19 protein-coding genes and 1 riboswitch are annotated in these 15,608 nt (G+C 63.8%); of the genes, 6 read left to right on the forward strand and 13 right to left on the reverse strand.

Annotated elements, in window-relative coordinates; all coding sequences use genetic code 11:
- Position 1 precedes the first annotated feature (1 nt).
- The 7 genes from CAF92_RS11320 to CAF92_RS11350 all read right to left on the reverse strand — a co-directional run bounded on the left by CAF92_RS11320 (position 2) and on the right by CAF92_RS11350 (position 4,065).
- Complete coding sequence (locus CAF92_RS11320; RefSeq protein ID WP_085600857.1) at positions 2-616, reverse strand: response regulator transcription factor; 615 nt, start codon at positions 614-616, stop codon at positions 2-4.
- A gap of 230 nt (positions 617-846) precedes the next feature.
- Positions 847-1,089, reverse strand: coding sequence for a DUF1272 domain-containing protein (locus CAF92_RS11325; protein WP_046614295.1), 243 nt, complete (start codon positions 1,087-1,089; stop codon positions 847-849).
- Positions 1,090-1,155: 66 nt separating this feature from the next.
- The gene (gene cobM, locus CAF92_RS11330; RefSeq protein ID WP_085600859.1) at positions 1,156-1,908 is read right to left on the reverse strand and encodes a precorrin-4 C(11)-methyltransferase; all 753 of its coding nucleotides are present in this window, start codon (positions 1,906-1,908) and stop codon (positions 1,156-1,158) included.
- A gap of 33 nt (positions 1,909-1,941) precedes the next feature.
- Positions 1,942-2,328 carry a cobalamin biosynthesis protein gene (locus tag CAF92_RS11335; RefSeq protein ID WP_085600861.1) on the reverse strand — a complete coding sequence of 129 codons (387 nt, stop codon included), beginning with the start codon at positions 2,326-2,328 and terminating at the stop codon, positions 1,942-1,944.
- Positions 2,328-3,014: a CbtA family protein gene (locus tag CAF92_RS11340; protein ID WP_085600863.1), complete on the reverse strand. Its 687-nt coding sequence runs from the start codon at positions 3,012-3,014 to the stop codon at positions 2,328-2,330. Before CAF92_RS11340 ends, CAF92_RS11335 begins: the two co-directional genes overlap by 1 nt.
- Before the next feature lie 9 nt (positions 3,015-3,023).
- Positions 3,024-3,212: a CbtB domain-containing protein gene (locus tag CAF92_RS11345; protein ID WP_025339304.1), complete on the reverse strand. Its 189-nt coding sequence runs from the start codon at positions 3,210-3,212 to the stop codon at positions 3,024-3,026.
- A 92-nt stretch (positions 3,213-3,304) separates the two neighbouring features.
- Positions 3,305-3,528, reverse strand: a riboswitch (cobalamin riboswitch).
- A gap of 57 nt (positions 3,529-3,585) precedes the next feature.
- Positions 3,586-4,065, reverse strand: a complete 480-nt coding sequence (locus CAF92_RS11350) for a GNAT family N-acetyltransferase (protein ID WP_085600865.1) — start codon at positions 4,063-4,065, stop codon at positions 3,586-3,588.
- A 126-nt stretch (positions 4,066-4,191) separates the two neighbouring features.
- Between CAF92_RS11350 and CAF92_RS11355 the strand changes: the two genes are divergently transcribed.
- From CAF92_RS11355 to CAF92_RS11380, 6 genes are all read left to right on the forward strand, one after another.
- Entirely contained in the window at positions 4,192-4,821 is a 630-nt protein-coding gene (locus CAF92_RS11355) for a LysE family translocator (protein WP_046614290.1), read from the forward strand.
- Positions 4,822-4,842: 21 nt separating this feature from the next.
- Positions 4,843-5,727: an alpha/beta fold hydrolase gene (locus CAF92_RS11360; protein WP_085600867.1), complete on the forward strand. Its 885-nt coding sequence runs from the start codon at positions 4,843-4,845 to the stop codon at positions 5,725-5,727.
- A 64-nt stretch (positions 5,728-5,791) separates the two neighbouring features.
- On the forward strand, positions 5,792-6,766 hold the full coding sequence (locus CAF92_RS11365; RefSeq protein ID WP_085600954.1) for a hypothetical protein: 975 nt from the start codon (positions 5,792-5,794) through the stop codon (positions 6,764-6,766).
- 96 nt (positions 6,767-6,862) lie between these two features.
- The gene (locus CAF92_RS11370) at positions 6,863-7,750 is read left to right on the forward strand and encodes a pirin family protein (RefSeq protein ID WP_085600869.1); all 888 of its coding nucleotides are present in this window, start codon (positions 6,863-6,865) and stop codon (positions 7,748-7,750) included.
- A gap of 154 nt (positions 7,751-7,904) precedes the next feature.
- Complete coding sequence (locus CAF92_RS11375; protein ID WP_085600871.1) at positions 7,905-8,834, forward strand: DNA-3-methyladenine glycosylase; 930 nt, start codon at positions 7,905-7,907, stop codon at positions 8,832-8,834.
- A gap of 184 nt (positions 8,835-9,018) precedes the next feature.
- Positions 9,019-9,279 (forward strand): DUF1652 domain-containing protein, encoded by a 261-nt coding sequence (locus CAF92_RS11380; RefSeq protein ID WP_046614287.1) that lies wholly within the window; start codon positions 9,019-9,021, stop codon positions 9,277-9,279.
- 19 nt (positions 9,280-9,298) lie between these two features.
- Here CAF92_RS11380 and CAF92_RS11385 read toward each other — a convergent pair whose 3' ends face one another.
- The 6 genes from CAF92_RS11385 to CAF92_RS11410 form a co-directional block, all read right to left on the reverse strand.
- Entirely contained in the window at positions 9,299-9,913 is a 615-nt protein-coding gene (locus CAF92_RS11385; protein WP_046614286.1) for a Yip1 family protein, read from the reverse strand.
- A gap of 96 nt (positions 9,914-10,009) precedes the next feature.
- The gene (locus CAF92_RS11390; RefSeq protein WP_046614285.1) at positions 10,010-10,297 is read right to left on the reverse strand and encodes a hypothetical protein; all 288 of its coding nucleotides are present in this window, start codon (positions 10,295-10,297) and stop codon (positions 10,010-10,012) included.
- A 166-nt stretch (positions 10,298-10,463) separates the two neighbouring features.
- Positions 10,464-11,111, reverse strand: coding sequence for a DNA oxidative demethylase AlkB (gene alkB / locus CAF92_RS11395; RefSeq protein ID WP_085600873.1), 648 nt, complete (start codon positions 11,109-11,111; stop codon positions 10,464-10,466).
- Positions 11,112-11,387: 276 nt separating this feature from the next.
- A complete protein-coding gene (locus tag CAF92_RS11400; RefSeq protein WP_085600875.1) occupies positions 11,388-12,833 on the reverse strand; it encodes a curlin in 1,446 nt (481 codons plus the stop codon).
- A 16-nt stretch (positions 12,834-12,849) separates the two neighbouring features.
- Positions 12,850-13,323, reverse strand: a complete 474-nt coding sequence (locus CAF92_RS11405) for a curlin (protein WP_085600877.1) — start codon at positions 13,321-13,323, stop codon at positions 12,850-12,852.
- A 15-nt stretch (positions 13,324-13,338) separates the two neighbouring features.
- Positions 13,339-15,576 (reverse strand): Ig-like domain-containing protein, encoded by a 2,238-nt coding sequence (locus CAF92_RS11410; protein WP_085600879.1) that lies wholly within the window; start codon positions 15,574-15,576, stop codon positions 13,339-13,341.
- Positions 15,577-15,608: the final 32 nt, after the last annotated feature.

Raw genomic sequence — 15,608 nt, forward strand, 5'->3', positions numbered from 1 at the left:
CTCAGTAGACGCTGTTGCGTTTGGCCAGGTCGACCATCTCAACCAGCGATTCTGTCTTGAGCTTTTCCATGATGCGGCCCCGGTAGGTGCTGATGGTCTTGGCACTGAGGTTCATGCAGGTGCCGATATTCTTGTTGTTCTCGCCGCGTGACAGGCGCCTCAGCACTTCCATTTCCCGGTTGGACAGGCTCGCCAGGCGCACAGGCTCGCTTTCCAGCGAGTTGCTGTTGACCGACATCTGCGGGAAGGTCGAGTAGCCCTTGACCAAGGCCTTCAGAGCGAACAGCAAGGCCTCGTGGTCCTCGTCCTTGGTGACGAAGGCGCCGATGCCGGCATCCAGGCAGCGCCGTACATACAGGTCGGTGGCCTGGCCGGTCAGTACCATGATCTTGGGGGCCGGTTCCAGGCTTTGGAGGCGCTTGATGACTTCCATGCCGTCCAGGCCCGGAAGCCCGATGTCAAGGATGACCACGTTCGGGCGCAGTCTGCGGACCACCTGAGTGACTTCACTGCCATCGCCAACTTCACCGACGACCTGAAAGCGCTCGCCTTCGAGCAACATTTTCAAGGACAGTCGCACTATGGGGTGGTCGTCGACGATGAGCACGGTAGTCATGAAGAAAACTCCTGTCAGGATGTGGTCCGCTTCCTGGATCACTCAGGAATACGTCTGCAAGTAGGGTTATCGGAAGCGCTGCACGATACGACCATTCCCGAAATTTGGTAATGCCGAGTATAGAAGTGTTGAAAGTCCCCGGGCTAGTTGTTGAAAAGTCCTACAAAAAGTGGGAAAGACATCACCCTGACAAAGCGGCGATGTCTGTTTTTTGAATGTTCTGAAATAGCTCACGCGCAAACGGAGTGTGCTTTGCTGACACGCTGGGTCGAGGCGGGGTTGTTGACCAGCGCCTGGCCGACCCGTGTCGGGCGTGCCACCAACTGGCCGGTGCAATTCGGGCAGCGGCCCTGGAAACGGGTTTCGGCGCAGGTGCGGCAGAAGGTGCATTCGAAGGAGCAGATCAGCGCATCGGGGCTGTCACCGGGCAGGTCGGTATCGCAGCACTCGCAGTTTGGCCGTAGGTCCAGCATGGGCATGACTCCTGTTTGCAGGCGGGAAACCGGAGTCTGCTACGCCCGTGGCGAACCTGGCAATGCTCAGTCGCCAGGGCGATACAGGTGGGCGTGCCCGGCGCGGTACAAGGCAGAATCGGTAAACGGGGCGTCGCCCAGCACATGGCCCACCAGGATCAGCGCCGTGCGCCGAAAGCCCTTGGCCGCGACGCGTTCGACGATATCGCCAAGAGTGCCGCGCACCCAGTCCTGGTCTGGCCAGGTGGCGCGGTGCACCACCGCCACCGGGCAGTGCGCGCCGTAGTGCGGCAGCAGTTCATCGACGATACGCGACAGGTGCTTGACCCCCAGGTGAATTGCCAGGGTGCTGCCGTGGCGCGCCAGGTCGCCCAATTGCTCGCCGGGCGGCATCGGCGAACTGTCGCCATAGCGGGTGAGGATTACTGTCTGCGCTATCTGGGGCAGGGTCAGTTCGCAACCGAGCAGGGCGGCGCTGGCCGCCGTGGCGGTGACCCCGGGGATGATCTGGTAATCGATGCCCAGCGCCTGCAGGTGGCGGATCTGCTCGCCGATGGCGCCGTACAGGCTGGGATCGCCACTGTGTACCCGGGCCACATCCAGGCCTTGCTCATGGGCATTGCGCATGGCGGCAATGATCTGCTCCAGGTGCAGTTCGGCACTGTTGATCACGGTCTCGGCCTGGTGGCCCTCGAGCACGGCTGCCGGTACCAGCGAGCCGGCATAGATGATCACCGGGCACTGGCGGATCAGCCGTTGACCCTTGACCGTGATCAGTTCCGGATCGCCGGGGCCGGCTCCGATGAAGTAGACCGTCATGGAAAGTCCTTGCAGGAAAGAGGGGGGAAACGCTCAACAGGCCAGGGCGAGGGTGGCCGGGCTCAGCACCTGGCGAGTCAGCAGCAATCTTGCCCTGCCAAGCCGCTGGCTGGCCAGGGCAAGGGCCGCACTCTCTGCCACGCCCCAGCAGCCGCTGTGGGCATGGGCAGCGGCGGAGCGGTGGCTTAGCTGGGGTTCGTAGGGCTGCAACTGCGCGCTATCGTACAACACCAAGGGCACGCCGAGGCGTTCGGCCAGTTGCTGCAAGCCGGGTTCGTCGGCCTTCAGGCTGATGCTGGCGATGCCGTGCAGGTCGGCCAACGCCAGGCCCTGGTTGGTCAAGGCCTGGCGTAGCAAGGTTTCCAGTGTATCCGCCGGGCAACCCCGGCGGCAGCCGAAGCCGGCGTAAAAGGCAGGCATCAGGCCTGGCTGGAGCGCTGGAACAGCCAGGCGCTGAGCAGGCCCAGGGCCAGCCAGAAGGCGGCGTTGGTCAGCCAGGAGGCCACTTTGAACTGGGTTTCCAATGCGGCGGGGGCCAGGCTCTCGTGCACTTCTGGTTGCGGCGCACCGATCACGTGGGGAATCACCAGCAGCACGGCGCCCAAGGCCTTCAGCAACCAGTGGCGGGCGAATACCAGCAGGGCGAGGCCCAGCGCGGTGGCGCTGGCGGTGCCTATCCACCAGGCCTGGCGCTGTCCCAGGTCGGCGGCTGCGGTACCCGGCAGCTCCGGCGGCAGGCCCAGGGTTGGGGCCAGGCAGAACACGGCGAAACCGGCCAGGCCCCACAGTGCGCCGGTGCCGGCACGTTTGGGTTCGCGCAGGCTGTACAGGGCGGTGAGGATCAGGGCGAAGCCGACCGCGACCACCAGGTTGCCGCCAGTGGTCGACAGCACACGCTGCCAGCCGTCTTCAGGCGACCAGGCTTCGGCGCTGTGTTCATGCGCGGCCACTTCGCCGGCATGCTCGTGCTGGGCAACCGGGGCCGAGGATTCGTAGGTTTCTGACTCAAGGATAAGCGGGGCGACCCAGAAGCTTTGCAGCAAGGTCAGCAGCAAGGCCGCCAGCAACCCGCTGAAGCCCGCGGTACGAGCAATGCGTGTGATCATCGGGCGTACTCAGTGGCAGGGGAAGGCGGCGCTGTGGCGGGTGTCGTGGGCGGCGTTGTGCACGGCCTCGATGTGCGAGAAGCCGGCGAAGTACACCAGGCACAGGCCCAGCAGGCTGGCGCCGACGGCGATGACGACACGCTGGCTGAGGGTGACGGGTGTAGTGATGCTGTGTTGCTTGGCGCTGGTGACGGGCATGACGCGTTCCTCTGCTTTTTGTGGGCAATGGGCAAGCGCGGCAGCCCCGAGCATGACGGCCCAGGGGAATGCAACAGCGCCCGCCCTCCGCGGGGTGTTCATGAACGCCAGGCCGGTCTCCGGGCTTGCGAGGAGGAGCCAGGCTCCTGGAAGGCGTCACCTTCCCATGCCGGGTGATCGGGCACAGTGGTACAGACGCTTCGCTCGCTTACCGTTGCGGGGGCAGCACCGGCCTTGTCCGGCCCTGCTGGAGGGCCTGCGACGCACCGGTTTCCCGTTTCACCCCCATGGGGGCACCTGAACGCGAGGCATAAGGAGACCATGGGGCGGGGCTGCCGTCAATTGCCAGGTTCGAGTTTGCGGTCGCTCCCGGTCAGCCTCGGGCAAACGCCGCCAGCTTGTCCCCGTCCAGCCGGTAGCGCACCCACTCATCCTGCGCTTCGGCCCCCAGCTTCTGGTAGAAGCCGATCGCCGGCTCGTTCCAGTCCAGCACGCTCCATTCCAGCCGCCCGCAATTCTTCGCAACCGCTTCGCGGGCAATGTGCCTCAGTAATTGCCGCCCGGCACCGTCGCCGCGTTGCTCGGGCGTTATGTACAGGTCTTCCAGGTAGATGCCGTTGCGCCCGAGCCAGGTCGAGTAGCTGTAGAAATACACGGCAAAGCCGATTGCCTGGCCATCGCGCTCGCAAATCAGGCTGTGCACGGTGCTGCCCTCGCCAAAAAGGCTGTGCTCGATATCGGCAACGCTCGCGATCACCTCGTGGCGAGCGCGTTCGTACTCGGCCAGTTCGGTGATGAAGGCCAGGATCTGCTCGGCATCGGCGCGAACGGCAGGGCGGATGGTGAGGCTCATGGTGGACGGCTTCCTTGGTCTGGTGGTAGCGGTACAGCGATGTGTATCTACACAATTTAGTGGAACTGTATCGGTCGCGGAGAAGGGCGACTCCGTTAGTGTGACAGCACCCATAAAGAATGTGGAATGCCTGCCATGCTTGCCTCTGCCGACCTGCTCACTGCCTTCGTGCTGTTTGCTTTCGTGTCCTCCATCACTCCTGGCCCCAACAACACCATGCTTTTGGCCTCGGGCGTCAACTTCGGTGTGCGCCGTTCCATTCCCCACGCGATGGGGATCAGCGTCGGTTTCATGGTAATGGTGCTGGCTGTTGGCCTGGGCCTGGGCGAGGTGTTCAAGGCCTGGCCGGCGCTGTACACGGTCTTGCGCTATACCGGTGCCGTCTATCTGCTGTACCTGGCCTGGAAGATCGCCACTTCGGGGCCGGTCGGCACAGCTTCGTCCAGTGCCCGCAAACCGCTGGGCTTCTGGGGGGCGGCGGCATTCCAGTGGGTCAACCCCAAGGCCTGGGTGATGGCTGTCGGGGCAATCACTACCTACACGCCGGCGCAAGGCTATGTAACCAACGTCATTGTCATTGCCGCCTTGTTTGCCTTGGTCAACCTGCCGAGTGTCGGGGTGTGGGTGATGTTCGGCAGTGCCCTGCGCAACCTGTTGCAGAACCCGCGCTGGCTGATGCTGTTCAATGTCCTGATGGCCTTGTTGCTGGTGATTTCACTGTACCCGCTGCTGTTTGTAGAATCGGCGTTTTCCTGACCCCGCGAGTACAGCAAACCGATGCAGTTGATCCCCTGGTCCCACGAATGCACCGAAGGCTTCACCCTGCGTGGCTGGCGAACCCCGGCCAGTGGCAAGCCGCTGCTGCATTTTTTGCACGGCAACGGTTTCTGCTGCCTGGCCTACCAGCCATTGCTGATGCGCCTGGGTGAACATTTCGACCTGTGGCTCAGCGATGTCCAGGGCCATGGTGACAGTGACCATGGCGGGGTATTTCGTGGCTGGAACCGCACCGCTGCGCTTGCGCTGGAGGCTTTCGCAGCCGGGCGGGGCGAGTATGGCGACGTGCCGCGTTTTGCCGTCGGGCACAGCTTCGGTGGTGTGCTTACCGGCCTGATCCTGGCCAGTGAGCCGCAACTGTTCACCCGTGCCGTGCTGCTTGACCCGGTACTGTTCAGCCGGCGCATGCTGGGTGTGATGGGGGTGGCAGCCCTGGTCGGCTTGCACCAGCGTCACGCCCTGGCACGCAAGGCCGCCAGCCGTCGCAGTCACTGGCCCGACCGCGAGGCAGCCCTGGCTTCGCTGCATGGGCGGGGTATCTTCAAGGGGTGGACCGATGCGGCGCTGCGGGCCTACGTCGAGCATGCCATCGGCGACTGCGGCGATGCGGTAGTGCTCAAGTGCCGTCCCAGCCGCGAAGTGGAAATCTTCAGTTCCTTCCCCAAGCGCATGTGGGCAAGCCTGGCGGCGATCCGCACGCCCACTCAAGTGCTGTACGGCGAGCACACCTACCCCTTCGTGCCCCATTCTGTGAGCCGCCTGGCGGCGCTGAACCCTCAGGTGAGCGCCAGGCAGGTTGCAGGTGGGCACTGCTTCATGCAGGAACATCCTGAGGTTTGTGCCGAAGAAGTGCAGGCCTTCCTGCTGCAGGGACCGGCGGGATAGTTTTTCCAGACAGTGCCGAGAGTTAAGGCGTGAGTAATCTTGGGCTTTGCCCGAGCGTATGAACATGACCAGCAAGACCTTGCTACAGCCATCGTATCTGCAAAAGCGCTACGACTATTCCTGCAAGACAATCGAGTCACTCAGGCAGGCCATGTGCAGCCCGCTTGCACCACTGGCGGGGCGGGCTCCTCTGGCCGTGGTCAGTGTGGGCTCCTATGGCCGATGCGAGGTTTCCCCTGTTTCGGACATCGACTTCTTCATTGTTCATGACAGCAGTCTGCCGGCGGAACGTCTGGACGACATATTGCGCCAGGTCGGCGACCTTGTTCGGCCCATCAGCCATCCGGGGGAAAGCGACGACGCGAAATTCGGCCGAGAGGCGTTGGCGCTGTACTCGGACTTGAGTGAACACATAGGCTGGAAGTGCGAAGACAATACCGCGCTGACCAGGCGGATGCTGATGTTGCTCGAAGGCCGGCCTCTCTTCGGGCATGGAGCCTTTGCCCGGTGGCAGCATGACCTGCTGTGCCGTTATGTACCTGACGACCATGGCAGCGGGCTTGCCAGGTTCCTGCTTAACGACCTGATCCGCTACTACCGCACCCTCATGGCGAACTTCGAGGAAAAGAGGGCCGAAGGCAAGGCATGGGGGGTACGCAACATCAAACTGCAATTTTCGCGAAAACTGCTTTTTGCAGGCGGCATCGTGGCGATTGCCGAGGTCCATGGCCTTCCGGCGCCGTCGAAGATCATGCGCCTTCAACAACTGCTGGCCCTTACCCCTTTGCAACGCCTGGCAATGCTCGGTCATTCCAACCCGTATAGCGTGGGTCTGTTCGAAGACTACGCAGTCTTTCTCGAGTTGATTTCCTCGGTGGAAAATCGCCTTCATCTGGACAGACTGACCCCAGGCCAGGCAATGGCGGATCCGGTCTATCGGGAACTCAGGGTGCGGGGGCAAGCCTTTTCGTTGAAGCTGGAGCATTGGTTGAGGTCGCAGTACCCGGGGCATCCGATACTTCACGCCGTGTTTTTCTGATTGTCCTTTTAATGAGACGATGCATGCCATTGAAGCCAACTATTGCTTGATTGGTATCACTGGTAAGGTTATCTCAACCAAGAGAGGAGCCTTCTCATGAAAACGATTCTGGGTATTCACCGCAGCCCCCACGCTCACTGGGTAGGTGATGGTTTTCCGGTGCGCAGCCTGTTCACCTACGACAACCTGGCCAGCAAGATCAGCCCGTTCTTGCTGCTGGACTATGCTGGCCCTCATGACTTCACCTCGACCAGTACACGGCGCGGCGTTGGCCAGCACCCGCACCGAGGCTTCGAGACCGTGACCATCGTTTACCAGGGCGAACTGGAGCACCGCGACTCCACCGGCGCTGGCGGCTTGATCGGCCCCGGTGACGTGCAGTGGATGACTGCTGCCAACGGCATCATCCATGAAGAGTTCCACTCCCCAGGCTTCGCCCGCACTGGCGGTACGCTGGAGATGGTACAGCTGTGGGTGAACCTGCCGGCGCGGGACAAGCGCGCAGCGGCTGGCTACCAGACGCTGCTGGCCGAGGACATCCCGGTGGTGGCGCTGGACGGCGAGGGCGGCAGCCTGCGGGTGATTGCAGGTGAATATCGTGGGCATTCGGGGCCGGCGCGGACCTTTACCGCCATGGATGTCTGGGACATGCGTCTGAATGCCGGTGCAACCTTGCAATTGCCGGTTGCCGCCGGGCGCAATGCGGCGCTGGTGGTGTTGCGCGGCAATGTGCGTATCAACGGCGAGCGCGAAGCCGGCCCAGCCAGCCTGGTGCTGTTTGACCGCGCCGGTGAGGATGTTGCCGTCGAAGCGCTGGAAGGTGCCAGCCTGCTGCTGCTAAGCGGTGAGCCGATCGACGAGCCGATCGTGGGTTATGGCCCGTTCGTGATGAACAGCCAGGCAGAAATTGCGGAGTCGTTCGACGACTTCCATGCCGGGCGGTTCGGGCAGATGCAGGATGCACGGGATGGTGCGGCGCATTGATCCTGGTTGATTGAATGGCTGTCCGTGCTCTATCGCCGGCAAGCCAACTGCCACAGGTACAGCGACAATCTCGAGAGCGACGCTGTACCTGTGAGTGCTGGCTTGCTGGTGATAGCGTCGGTACAGGCATTACATTTGCTGGCATGATGCAGCCATGCTCAAGCTCACCCCCTTGCACGCAGTGCGCCGATCGTTACCCACCCCTGGCCACCAAATTCTGTGGCTGCGCTACCGCGCCCCTTACCATTGGCCCTCGACTCTGGCCTTCCTCGCTGCCCGCTGCATCCCCGGCATCGAGACCTGCCTTGACGGTACCTACCGCCGTACCCTGGTAATTGCCGGCCGCCACGCCGTCTTGCACGCCACACCTTCGGGCAGCCAGTACCTGCGGGTCCACCTTGAAGGCGTTCCGGCCCGCGCGCTACCCGGCCTGACTGCCAGGCTCAGGCGGGTCTTCGACCTCGATGCCGACCCCGCGCGCATCAATGCCGTACTGTCCCGCGATCCGCTGATGGCCCGCCTGCTACAGGAACGCCCAGGCCTGCGCGTGCCGCAAGGCTGGGATGCTTGCGAGCAGGCCATGCGCACAGTGCTGGGGCAGCAGGTCAGTGTGGCCGGGGCCATGACCCTGGCCGGACGCCTGGTGCAACGCCACGGCATGCCCTTGCGCTGGCCTGCACCGGGCCTGAGCCATGTGTTCCCGGCGTTGCCGGTACTGGCGGCTGCGCAGTTCGATGGCATGGGCATGCCGCGGGCGCGCGCCGCCACTCTGGGCACGCTGGCCAGTGCCTTGCTGGCCGAACCTGGATTGCTACGCCGCGGGCAAGAGCTGGATCAACTACTGCGCAAGCTGTGCCAACTCAAGGGGATCGGCCCCTGGAGCGCGCACTACCTGGCGTTGCGTCAGGCCGGCGCGGCCGATGCCTTGCCGCTGGGCGACGTGGCGCTGGTCAAGGCGTTGCGCCTGCTCGAAGGAGACGACGCCCAACTGGCGCAACGAGCCCTGGCCTGGCGACCGTGGCGGGCCTATGCGGCGCAACATCTCTGGGCGTCGCTGGGGCCTGCCGACACCGCTCGTCGTTAAGTCTGCCATTGCGTTCGAACACCCGGCCTGCGCAGGCAATCTTCCACTAAGGTGCTAGATGTTTCCCCGCATGATCATTGCCCAGGCGCATGGATGCCTGCCCCGGCATGCGCAATATCAATTGGCGCCTCGCCCGACAAAGGCGTACTCACACAACAGGCCATCCCAAAGAGAGGGTCGTACCATGTCGTTGATAGGAGTTTCGATGCTAGAAATGCGGCAGATGATCGAGCAGGCCTGCCTGCCCGACCGTTGCGAAGTCAGCTGCACGGACGGCGCCAACCTGACCATCCGCCTGTGTCAGGGCCAGAGTCTCGAGGAGAGCGTGACCCTAAGCGGGGTCCCCCTGCAAAGCCTCAACAGTTGCCGCGACCTGGTCAACCTGGTGGGGCAGTTGCACGCACTGCGTGACAGCCACCCGGCGCCACTCAAGGCGATTGCCTGAGGCACCTGCCGCGCCCTGGTCAGCCCAGGCTGGCCGGGCGCACATATTCCGGCATCAGGCCGTTGAACCAGAACAGGATCATCGCCACCAGGATGGTCACCAGCAGCAGCAACCCCACCCCCCATACGCAGGTCGCAAACAGCATGGCCTGTTCCTTCTTCAGGCGCAGGAAGGTCTGCAACCCGCCATACAGCAACACGCTGGCATAGGCCGAGGCTGCCAGCAGCGCCGCCAACGCCAGCCAGCGGATCGGCAGCAGGCCGACCACCCCGGCAAAGAACCATGGTGTGGCGCAGTAGGCGGCAAAGCCGATGCACTGGTTGAGGCTGGGCTGTGCATCGAAACCGCGCGACATCCAGCGGATCATGGTGCCCATCAACATCACCCCGACGACCGTGGTGGCATAGAGCAGGCCCGCCAGTTGCGCGGCGCTGGCCATGCTCAGGCGCACCCGTTCCTCGGCCGCCAGGCTCCAGCCGAAGGTGGTGGTGCCCACGAACAGGCACACCGCGGGGATCAACGCCAGGGCCAGCAGGCGCGGCAGATACTGTTGCGGGTGGTCTTCCTCGGCCCGGCGGATTTCCAGCCAGGCGTCGGCGGGGTGAGTGAAGAGCTTGAGCAAAGGACTGTTCATTGGCGTTCTCCGCGTTCTCCGGCGGGCGTGAGCCCTTTTGCTATGGAGACGTGCCGCACCTGCTGGGTTCAGCCGGGTTGCTCGCCGTTGATCGTCTTACAGCAGTTCCAGCAGCAGGTTCAGGCCGCCATCGCCGCACTTGCCCTGGTCGCGAACCACGCCGTGGTAGCTGCGCCCGTCCCAGACGAAGGCCACGCTGTGGGCGCGGTCGACCTTGTCGGGCAGCGGCGGGCAGATGTGCAGGCGCAGGCCCGGGCGGCCCTGCAGCTCGAGGGCAGCGAGCTGGCACTGGCATTCCACGCTTTGTGCCACCGGGCCGAACAGGGTGTCGCGTACGTAATCGAGTTGCAATGAGGCATTGGGGGCGCGGCAGGGCATCTTCATGGGCGCGCGGCTCCGCTGTGAGGTGTCGGGAAACAGGGTTGGCAAGGCATAACGGGCTCCGGCTGAATAGGGCGGCTTATCGTTTGAAGCTTGCCTGGCCAAGATGTTCAACGCGTTTCATGCGCGTTCATCCTGTTTGCGCCGGGTGACGGGCCGTTGGTCCGATTCAGCCACCGGCCTTGCGCAAGGTCAGGTTGATCCGCCGCTCACCCAGGCGCGGATGGATGCCGGGCTTGATCGGGAGCACGCCGTGAAAGCGCAAGCGGTCCTCGCCACCCCACACCAGCACATCGCCATGGCTCAGCGGAATGCGCTGGGTCTTGTCGGCGCGCTGCAGGCCACCGAACAGGAACACTGCCGGCAAGCCCAGCGACACCGACACGATCGGCTGGCCAAAGTCCCGCTCGTCGCGGTCCTGGTGGAGGCTCAGGCGGGTGCCCGGCAGGTAATGGTTGACCAGGCAGGCATCCGGCACGAAACCTTCGAACCCGGCCATGCTTGCGGCGCGGGCGGCGAGCTCGAGCAACACGAGGGGCAGGGCGGGCCAGGGGTTGCCGGTGAGCGGGTCGCTGGGGCTGTAGCGGTAGCCGTGTTCGTCACTGACCCAACCCAGCGTGCCGCAGTTGGTCAACCCTACCGCCATGCGCAGGCCTCCCGGAGTGTGCATGTGCCGGAACGGCGCGGCACGCAGCACCGGGCGCAGGGCATCGAGCAAGGCCTCGATCTCGGCCAGGGCGAAGCCGGGCAGCAGCACGGTGTGGCTGGCCAGGTGTTGCGGCTGGGGACCGAACAGGTCGAGGTCGGACTGGATCATGGGATTGGGCATCGGCTTGGTTGGGGGCCATTGTAATGCGCTTGGCAGGCTTGGCCTATTCGCGGGTGGACAAGACGCCCCGCTTTGCAGGAGCAGCCTTGTGCTGCGAAGAGGCCGGTGCAGGCAACGGATATGTATGGTCATTGCCGGCCACTTCGCAGCACAAGGCTGCTCCTGCAAGGCCCTCGCTAAAACAATAAAAAAGGAGTTGTGACAGAAATAAAAAGGAACCGCGGCAACAGGGAGAGGAGCACCGCGGTTCAAGGGGGGAGCGATCTACTGCTGGGTCACAGTGGCCACGTTGGTGCTGCCCAGCTGGGTGATGGTCGCGGTCTGGGTCACACCGCTCTGGTCGACATACGCCTTGTTGCCCTGGCCTCCCTGGGTCACGTAGGCGATGTTGTAGCTGTCAACCTGCTTGATGGTGGCTTCGTTGCCGCCACCGTACAGCTGGTTGGTGTAGCTCTGGTTGCTGTAGCCGGACTGGTCCAGGTTGATTACGTTGCCATTGCCCTGGCTGTTGCCGTAGGCGTAGTTTTCGGTGCCACGCTGGTCGGCGATCAGGATGTTGTCAGTACCGTTCTGCTCGAAGTACAGCTCGTTGTTCATGTCGACCTGCTTGGTCTCCATCTGGTTGCCGGTGCCTTTCTGGGTCAGCGTGGCCAGCTGGTTGTCACCGTTCTGAGTCAGGTTGGCGCCGTTGCCATTGCCATTCTGGTTGATGGTGGCGTTCTGGTTGGTACCGAACTGGCCGCCCATCTTGGCGCCTTTCCAGTTGCTGGCAGTGACGCTGTTGCCATTTCCCTTGGTGTTGATGGTCAGGTTGAGGTTTTCACCGTTCTGGTAGGTGAAATGCAAGTTGTTGCTACCGGTCTGGGTGATGGTGGTGGTCGAGTTGTTGGTCTCGAACTGGTCCGACCAGCTGGCGTTGGCTGTGCCCTGTTGCGACAGGCTGACCTTGTTGTTCATGCCGAAGCTCTGGTCGATATAGCCTTCGTTCATCTGGCCGGACTGGGTTACTGACGCCTGGCTGGCGGTCTGGTTGTCCTGCCACACTTCCACCGAGTTGCCGCCACCGTACTGGCCTATGCCGATGGTACCGCCGGTGCCGTCGCGCTGGTCGCCGTACGCCCAGTTGCCCGTGCCATCCTGGTAGACCTGGATGTCGCCATCGACGTAGCCCAGATGCTCGGCAGCGGCGTAGTTTTCCTGGCCTGTCTGGTTGATGCTGCTGCGGTTGTTGCTGCCACCAAAGGTCTGCTCGATGAAGGCTTCGTTGCGCTGGCCGGATTGCCAGGTCTCGGCCTTGCTGCCTTCCTGGCTGTCCTGCCACACGGTCGAAGTGTTTTCGGCGCCTTGCTGGTTTTGCTGCGACTGGTTGCCCAGGCCCAGCGACTGGCTGACGAAGGCATCGTTGTAGCTGCCGCTGGCGTTCTGGGTGGCCTGGCTGCCGTTCTCGACCAGTTGGTCGGCGTAGCCGGCGTTGTACTGGCCGTTGGCGCTCTGCTGGATATCGCTGGTGCTCTCCGATTGCACCGCCAGGTGGTTGTTGCCCTTGCCGGTCTGGGTCTGGGTTGCCGAAGCGAATGGTGCCAGGGACTGGCTGACTTCGGCGATGTTTTCCTTGCCGTCCTGGGTCTGGGACGAGGTGCTGTCAGCAGCCATGGCCTGACCTGCAAGGGCCAGGACGATAGCGGCACTTAAGGGAGCGAGCTTGTACATGGGGGTGCCTCCAGGTCTATCGGTATTGGGTGATCTGAACGTGCTGGCCATTGCCGGCCTGGGTCACGGAGCTGTTCAGGCCTGTGCCCGACTGCACGATGCTGGCGCTGTTGTCGTTGCCGATCTGCTCGATGGCCGCGCTGTTGCTGCTGCCGCTCTGGCGGATCGACGCGCTGTTGCCATTTCCCTGTTGGCTGATGATGGCCATCAGGTCACTACCTTCCTGCAAGATGTACGCTTCCTGTGCGCCACCGGCCTGGACGATGCGGCCCAGCAGGGCCTGGCCGTTCTGGTCGAGGGCGGCGCGGTTGCCCGTGCCTTGCTGCTCGATCACCGCAGCCTGACCGGCACCGGCCGGCAGCAGGCGGATGATCACCGGTTCGCCGAGGTCGTTGCCGGGCGCGAGGTCGGCATTGTCCAGCAGGTCCTCGGCCCAGCAGGCCTGGCCCACCAGGGCCAGGCCGAGCAGCAGGAGGTACAGGCGTTTCATTGCAACCTCCGGCCTTTACTGCACGGTTACGTTGACGGTGCGTGTGGTGCCCTGGCTGGTGGTGATCGTCGCCGTCGGTGCCGCAGTCGGGATGATCGTGGTGCTGTTGCTCACCGCCAGGCGCCAGCGGCCTGTCAGCGCTACCGTGGCGGTGCCAAGGGTCTGCACGCCGGTAGTGGTGGTAACCCGCACGGTGACGGTGTTGCCGGTGGTGACCGACGAGGTACCGCTGAGGTCCCAGTTGTAACGGTTGTTGGAGCGTGCCGTGACCGTGGCTGCCGTGACCGCGAAGTTTTCGGCGGCGGGCCGTGGCGACACGTTGACGGTGACGGTGCTGGGGTTGGACAGCGCCCCCAGCGAGTCACGAGCCTGGTAGGTGAAGGTGGTGGTGAAGGCGGTGGTCACCGTGGCCGGAGGGGTGTAGGTCACCGTGGTGCCGTCGGTGCTGACCGTGCCCCGACCGGTAGCCGGCTGGGTGAGGGAGGTAGCGGGGACAGTCAGCGGCACGTTGCCTTCCGGATCGGTGTCGTTGGCCAGCACGTTGATGGTCAATGGCACGCCCAGGGTGGTGACGGTTTCCGGGTTGGCGGTTGGTGCCTGGTTGGGCGCTACGTTGATGGTGACAGTAGCCGGTTCCGACTTCAGGCCCTTGGCGTCCACTGCCCGGTAGCTGAAGGTGGCCACCACGGGTTGCGTGGCCCCGGCTGGCGGGGTGTAGGTGACCGAGGTGGTGCCGTTCATCACCACGCCGCCAAGGCCGGTACCGGGCTGGGTCAGGTCGCTGATGGTCAGCGGCACGTTGCCGTCCGGGTCGCTGTCGTTCTGCAGCAGGTTGAGGGTGATCGGGATACCGACGCTGGTGCTACCGATATCGGCCTGGGCCAGCGGTGGCTGGTTGGCCGCCTCGACCGGCGCATTGCCGACCACCACCACCGGTTCGACATCGCTGCCGCCACGTGCCGACTTGACCGTGATGGTGGCCGGTGGCTGCGGCACGTCGTTGACGGTCAGGCTCTGCAGCGTGCCTGCCTTGGACAGGCGACCGTAGCCCTGGGCGAGCAGGTCGGGGATCGCCACTTCATCACTGGAACTGGCCTCGATCAGCAGGCGCTTGTTGGCCCAGTCATAGCGTGCGGTGCTGACCTTGACCACGTCGGTGAGCTTGCTCGACAGCGCGGTCGGCTGGGTACCACCGGCGCTGTTGCTGGCGGTGACCACTACCACTGCAGGCGGTGCTTCCTGGCCTGACTGCTGGTGGAAGAACAGCCCGTTGTTGTCGGCGGTGAGGGTGTACTGGCATGGCGAAGGCGGGGTGCCGACCAGGGCAATGCCATTGCGCATGCACAGGCTGGCTGCGCTGGGCGCCTTGGCGAACACTTCCGTGCGGGTGCCGGTGGCGTTGCGCGAATAGGTGGCGCGTTCCAGGCTGACCGGGGTCTGGGCACGCTGGTCCAGTACCTTGCCGGAAACAGAGAAGGTATTGGTCTGGATGGTGCCAGCGGGGCCTTCGATGCGCACGAAGTTGGTATTGAAGGGGCTGCCGGTCACCGCTTCGGTGATATTGGGGTCGCCGATGTAGGTTTCGATGGCGCCGGTATCGGGGTTGACCTCGGTATAAGGCCCGCCAACACCCTTCAGCCAGGGGCCGATCGCCCCGGCCAGCGCTCCCCGGAAGTTGCCAGGGGCACCAATGCCTATGTCCCGGGTGATGTTGATCGCCCGACGCCCTGCCGTGGTGACGTTGACCGTCTCCACCCCGTACGGGTGGGTGATGGTATAGGTACCGGTGCTCGGGACCGAAGCACGGATACGGATGCGGGCAAAGCTCTGCTGGTCACCATCGACCGGGTTTTCGGCGGCGAAGGCTGCCTCCACCCCGGCTACATAGACCTCCAGCTCATAGCCGCTGTTGCCGGCCTGCGGAATGGTGGTTTCAGCCAGGAACCAGAACATCTCTGGCGGCCAGTTGTCCGGGAATACCAGCGGCAGGGCGTCGTCATAGATGCCGGGCTCGGGCAACAAGGTACACATGTAGGCGGGCGCCCCTGGCGCGCCTGGCGCACGCGTACTGGTGGCACGAGACTGGCACAGCTCCAGGGACTGGTCGAGGCTGTCCTTGTACCACATCGGATAGCCACCGGTGGCGAAGGTGTAGGGCCCCGGGTCGACATCGGACAGCGCGGCAAACGCGGCGCTGGTAACGGTAAGGGAGAAACCGGCGGCCAACAGCGCACGGCGCGACCAAGTGTTCATGCTGCCTCCTTGAAGGCTGAGCCTTTGTCTGT

The organism is Pseudomonas sp. B10(2017), assembly GCF_002113295.1.
Taxonomy (GTDB): domain Bacteria; phylum Pseudomonadota; class Gammaproteobacteria; order Pseudomonadales; family Pseudomonadaceae; genus Aquipseudomonas; species Aquipseudomonas pudica.

Coding starts and splice junctions, on each gene's coding strand:
- CAF92_RS11390 (WP_046614285.1), bottom strand. CDS start 10,297: ATGAAGATGCCCTGCCGCGCCCCCAATGCCTCATTGCAACTCGATTAC.
- cobM (WP_085600859.1), bottom strand. CDS start 1,908: ATGACGGTCTACTTCATCGGAGCCGGCCCCGGCGATCCGGAACTGATC.
- alkB (WP_085600873.1), bottom strand. CDS start 11,111: ATGATCCAGTCCGACCTCGACCTGTTCGGTCCCCAGCCGCAACACCTG.
- CAF92_RS11345 (WP_025339304.1), bottom strand. CDS start 3,212: ATGCCCGTCACCAGCGCCAAGCAACACAGCATCACTACACCCGTCACC.
- CAF92_RS11370 (WP_085600869.1), top strand. CDS start 6,863: ATGAAAACGATTCTGGGTATTCACCGCAGCCCCCACGCTCACTGGGTA.
- CAF92_RS11335 (WP_085600861.1), bottom strand. CDS start 2,328: ATGCCTGCCTTTTACGCCGGCTTCGGCTGCCGCCGGGGTTGCCCGGCG.
- CAF92_RS11400 (WP_085600875.1), bottom strand. CDS start 12,833: ATGTACAAGCTCGCTCCCTTAAGTGCCGCTATCGTCCTGGCCCTTGCA.
- CAF92_RS11320 (WP_085600857.1), bottom strand. CDS start 616: ATGACTACCGTGCTCATCGTCGACGACCACCCCATAGTGCGACTGTCC.
- CAF92_RS11405 (WP_085600877.1), bottom strand. CDS start 13,323: ATGAAACGCCTGTACCTCCTGCTGCTCGGCCTGGCCCTGGTGGGCCAG.
- CAF92_RS11355 (WP_046614290.1), top strand. CDS start 4,192: ATGCCTGCCATGCTTGCCTCTGCCGACCTGCTCACTGCCTTCGTGCTG.
- CAF92_RS11375 (WP_085600871.1), top strand. CDS start 7,905: ATGCTCAAGCTCACCCCCTTGCACGCAGTGCGCCGATCGTTACCCACC.
- CAF92_RS11360 (WP_085600867.1), top strand. CDS start 4,843: ATGCAGTTGATCCCCTGGTCCCACGAATGCACCGAAGGCTTCACCCTG.
- CAF92_RS11325 (WP_046614295.1), bottom strand. CDS start 1,089: ATGCTGGACCTACGGCCAAACTGCGAGTGCTGCGATACCGACCTGCCC.
- CAF92_RS11340 (WP_085600863.1), bottom strand. CDS start 3,014: ATGATCACACGCATTGCTCGTACCGCGGGCTTCAGCGGGTTGCTGGCG.
- CAF92_RS11350 (WP_085600865.1), bottom strand. CDS start 4,065: ATGAGCCTCACCATCCGCCCTGCCGTTCGCGCCGATGCCGAGCAGATC.
- CAF92_RS11410 (WP_085600879.1), bottom strand. CDS start 15,576: ATGAACACTTGGTCGCGCCGTGCGCTGTTGGCCGCCGGTTTCTCCCTT.
- CAF92_RS11385 (WP_046614286.1), bottom strand. CDS start 9,913: ATGAACAGTCCTTTGCTCAAGCTCTTCACTCACCCCGCCGACGCCTGG.
- CAF92_RS11380 (WP_046614287.1), top strand. CDS start 9,019: ATGTCGTTGATAGGAGTTTCGATGCTAGAAATGCGGCAGATGATCGAG.
- CAF92_RS11365 (WP_085600954.1), top strand. CDS start 5,792: ATGACCAGCAAGACCTTGCTACAGCCATCGTATCTGCAAAAGCGCTAC.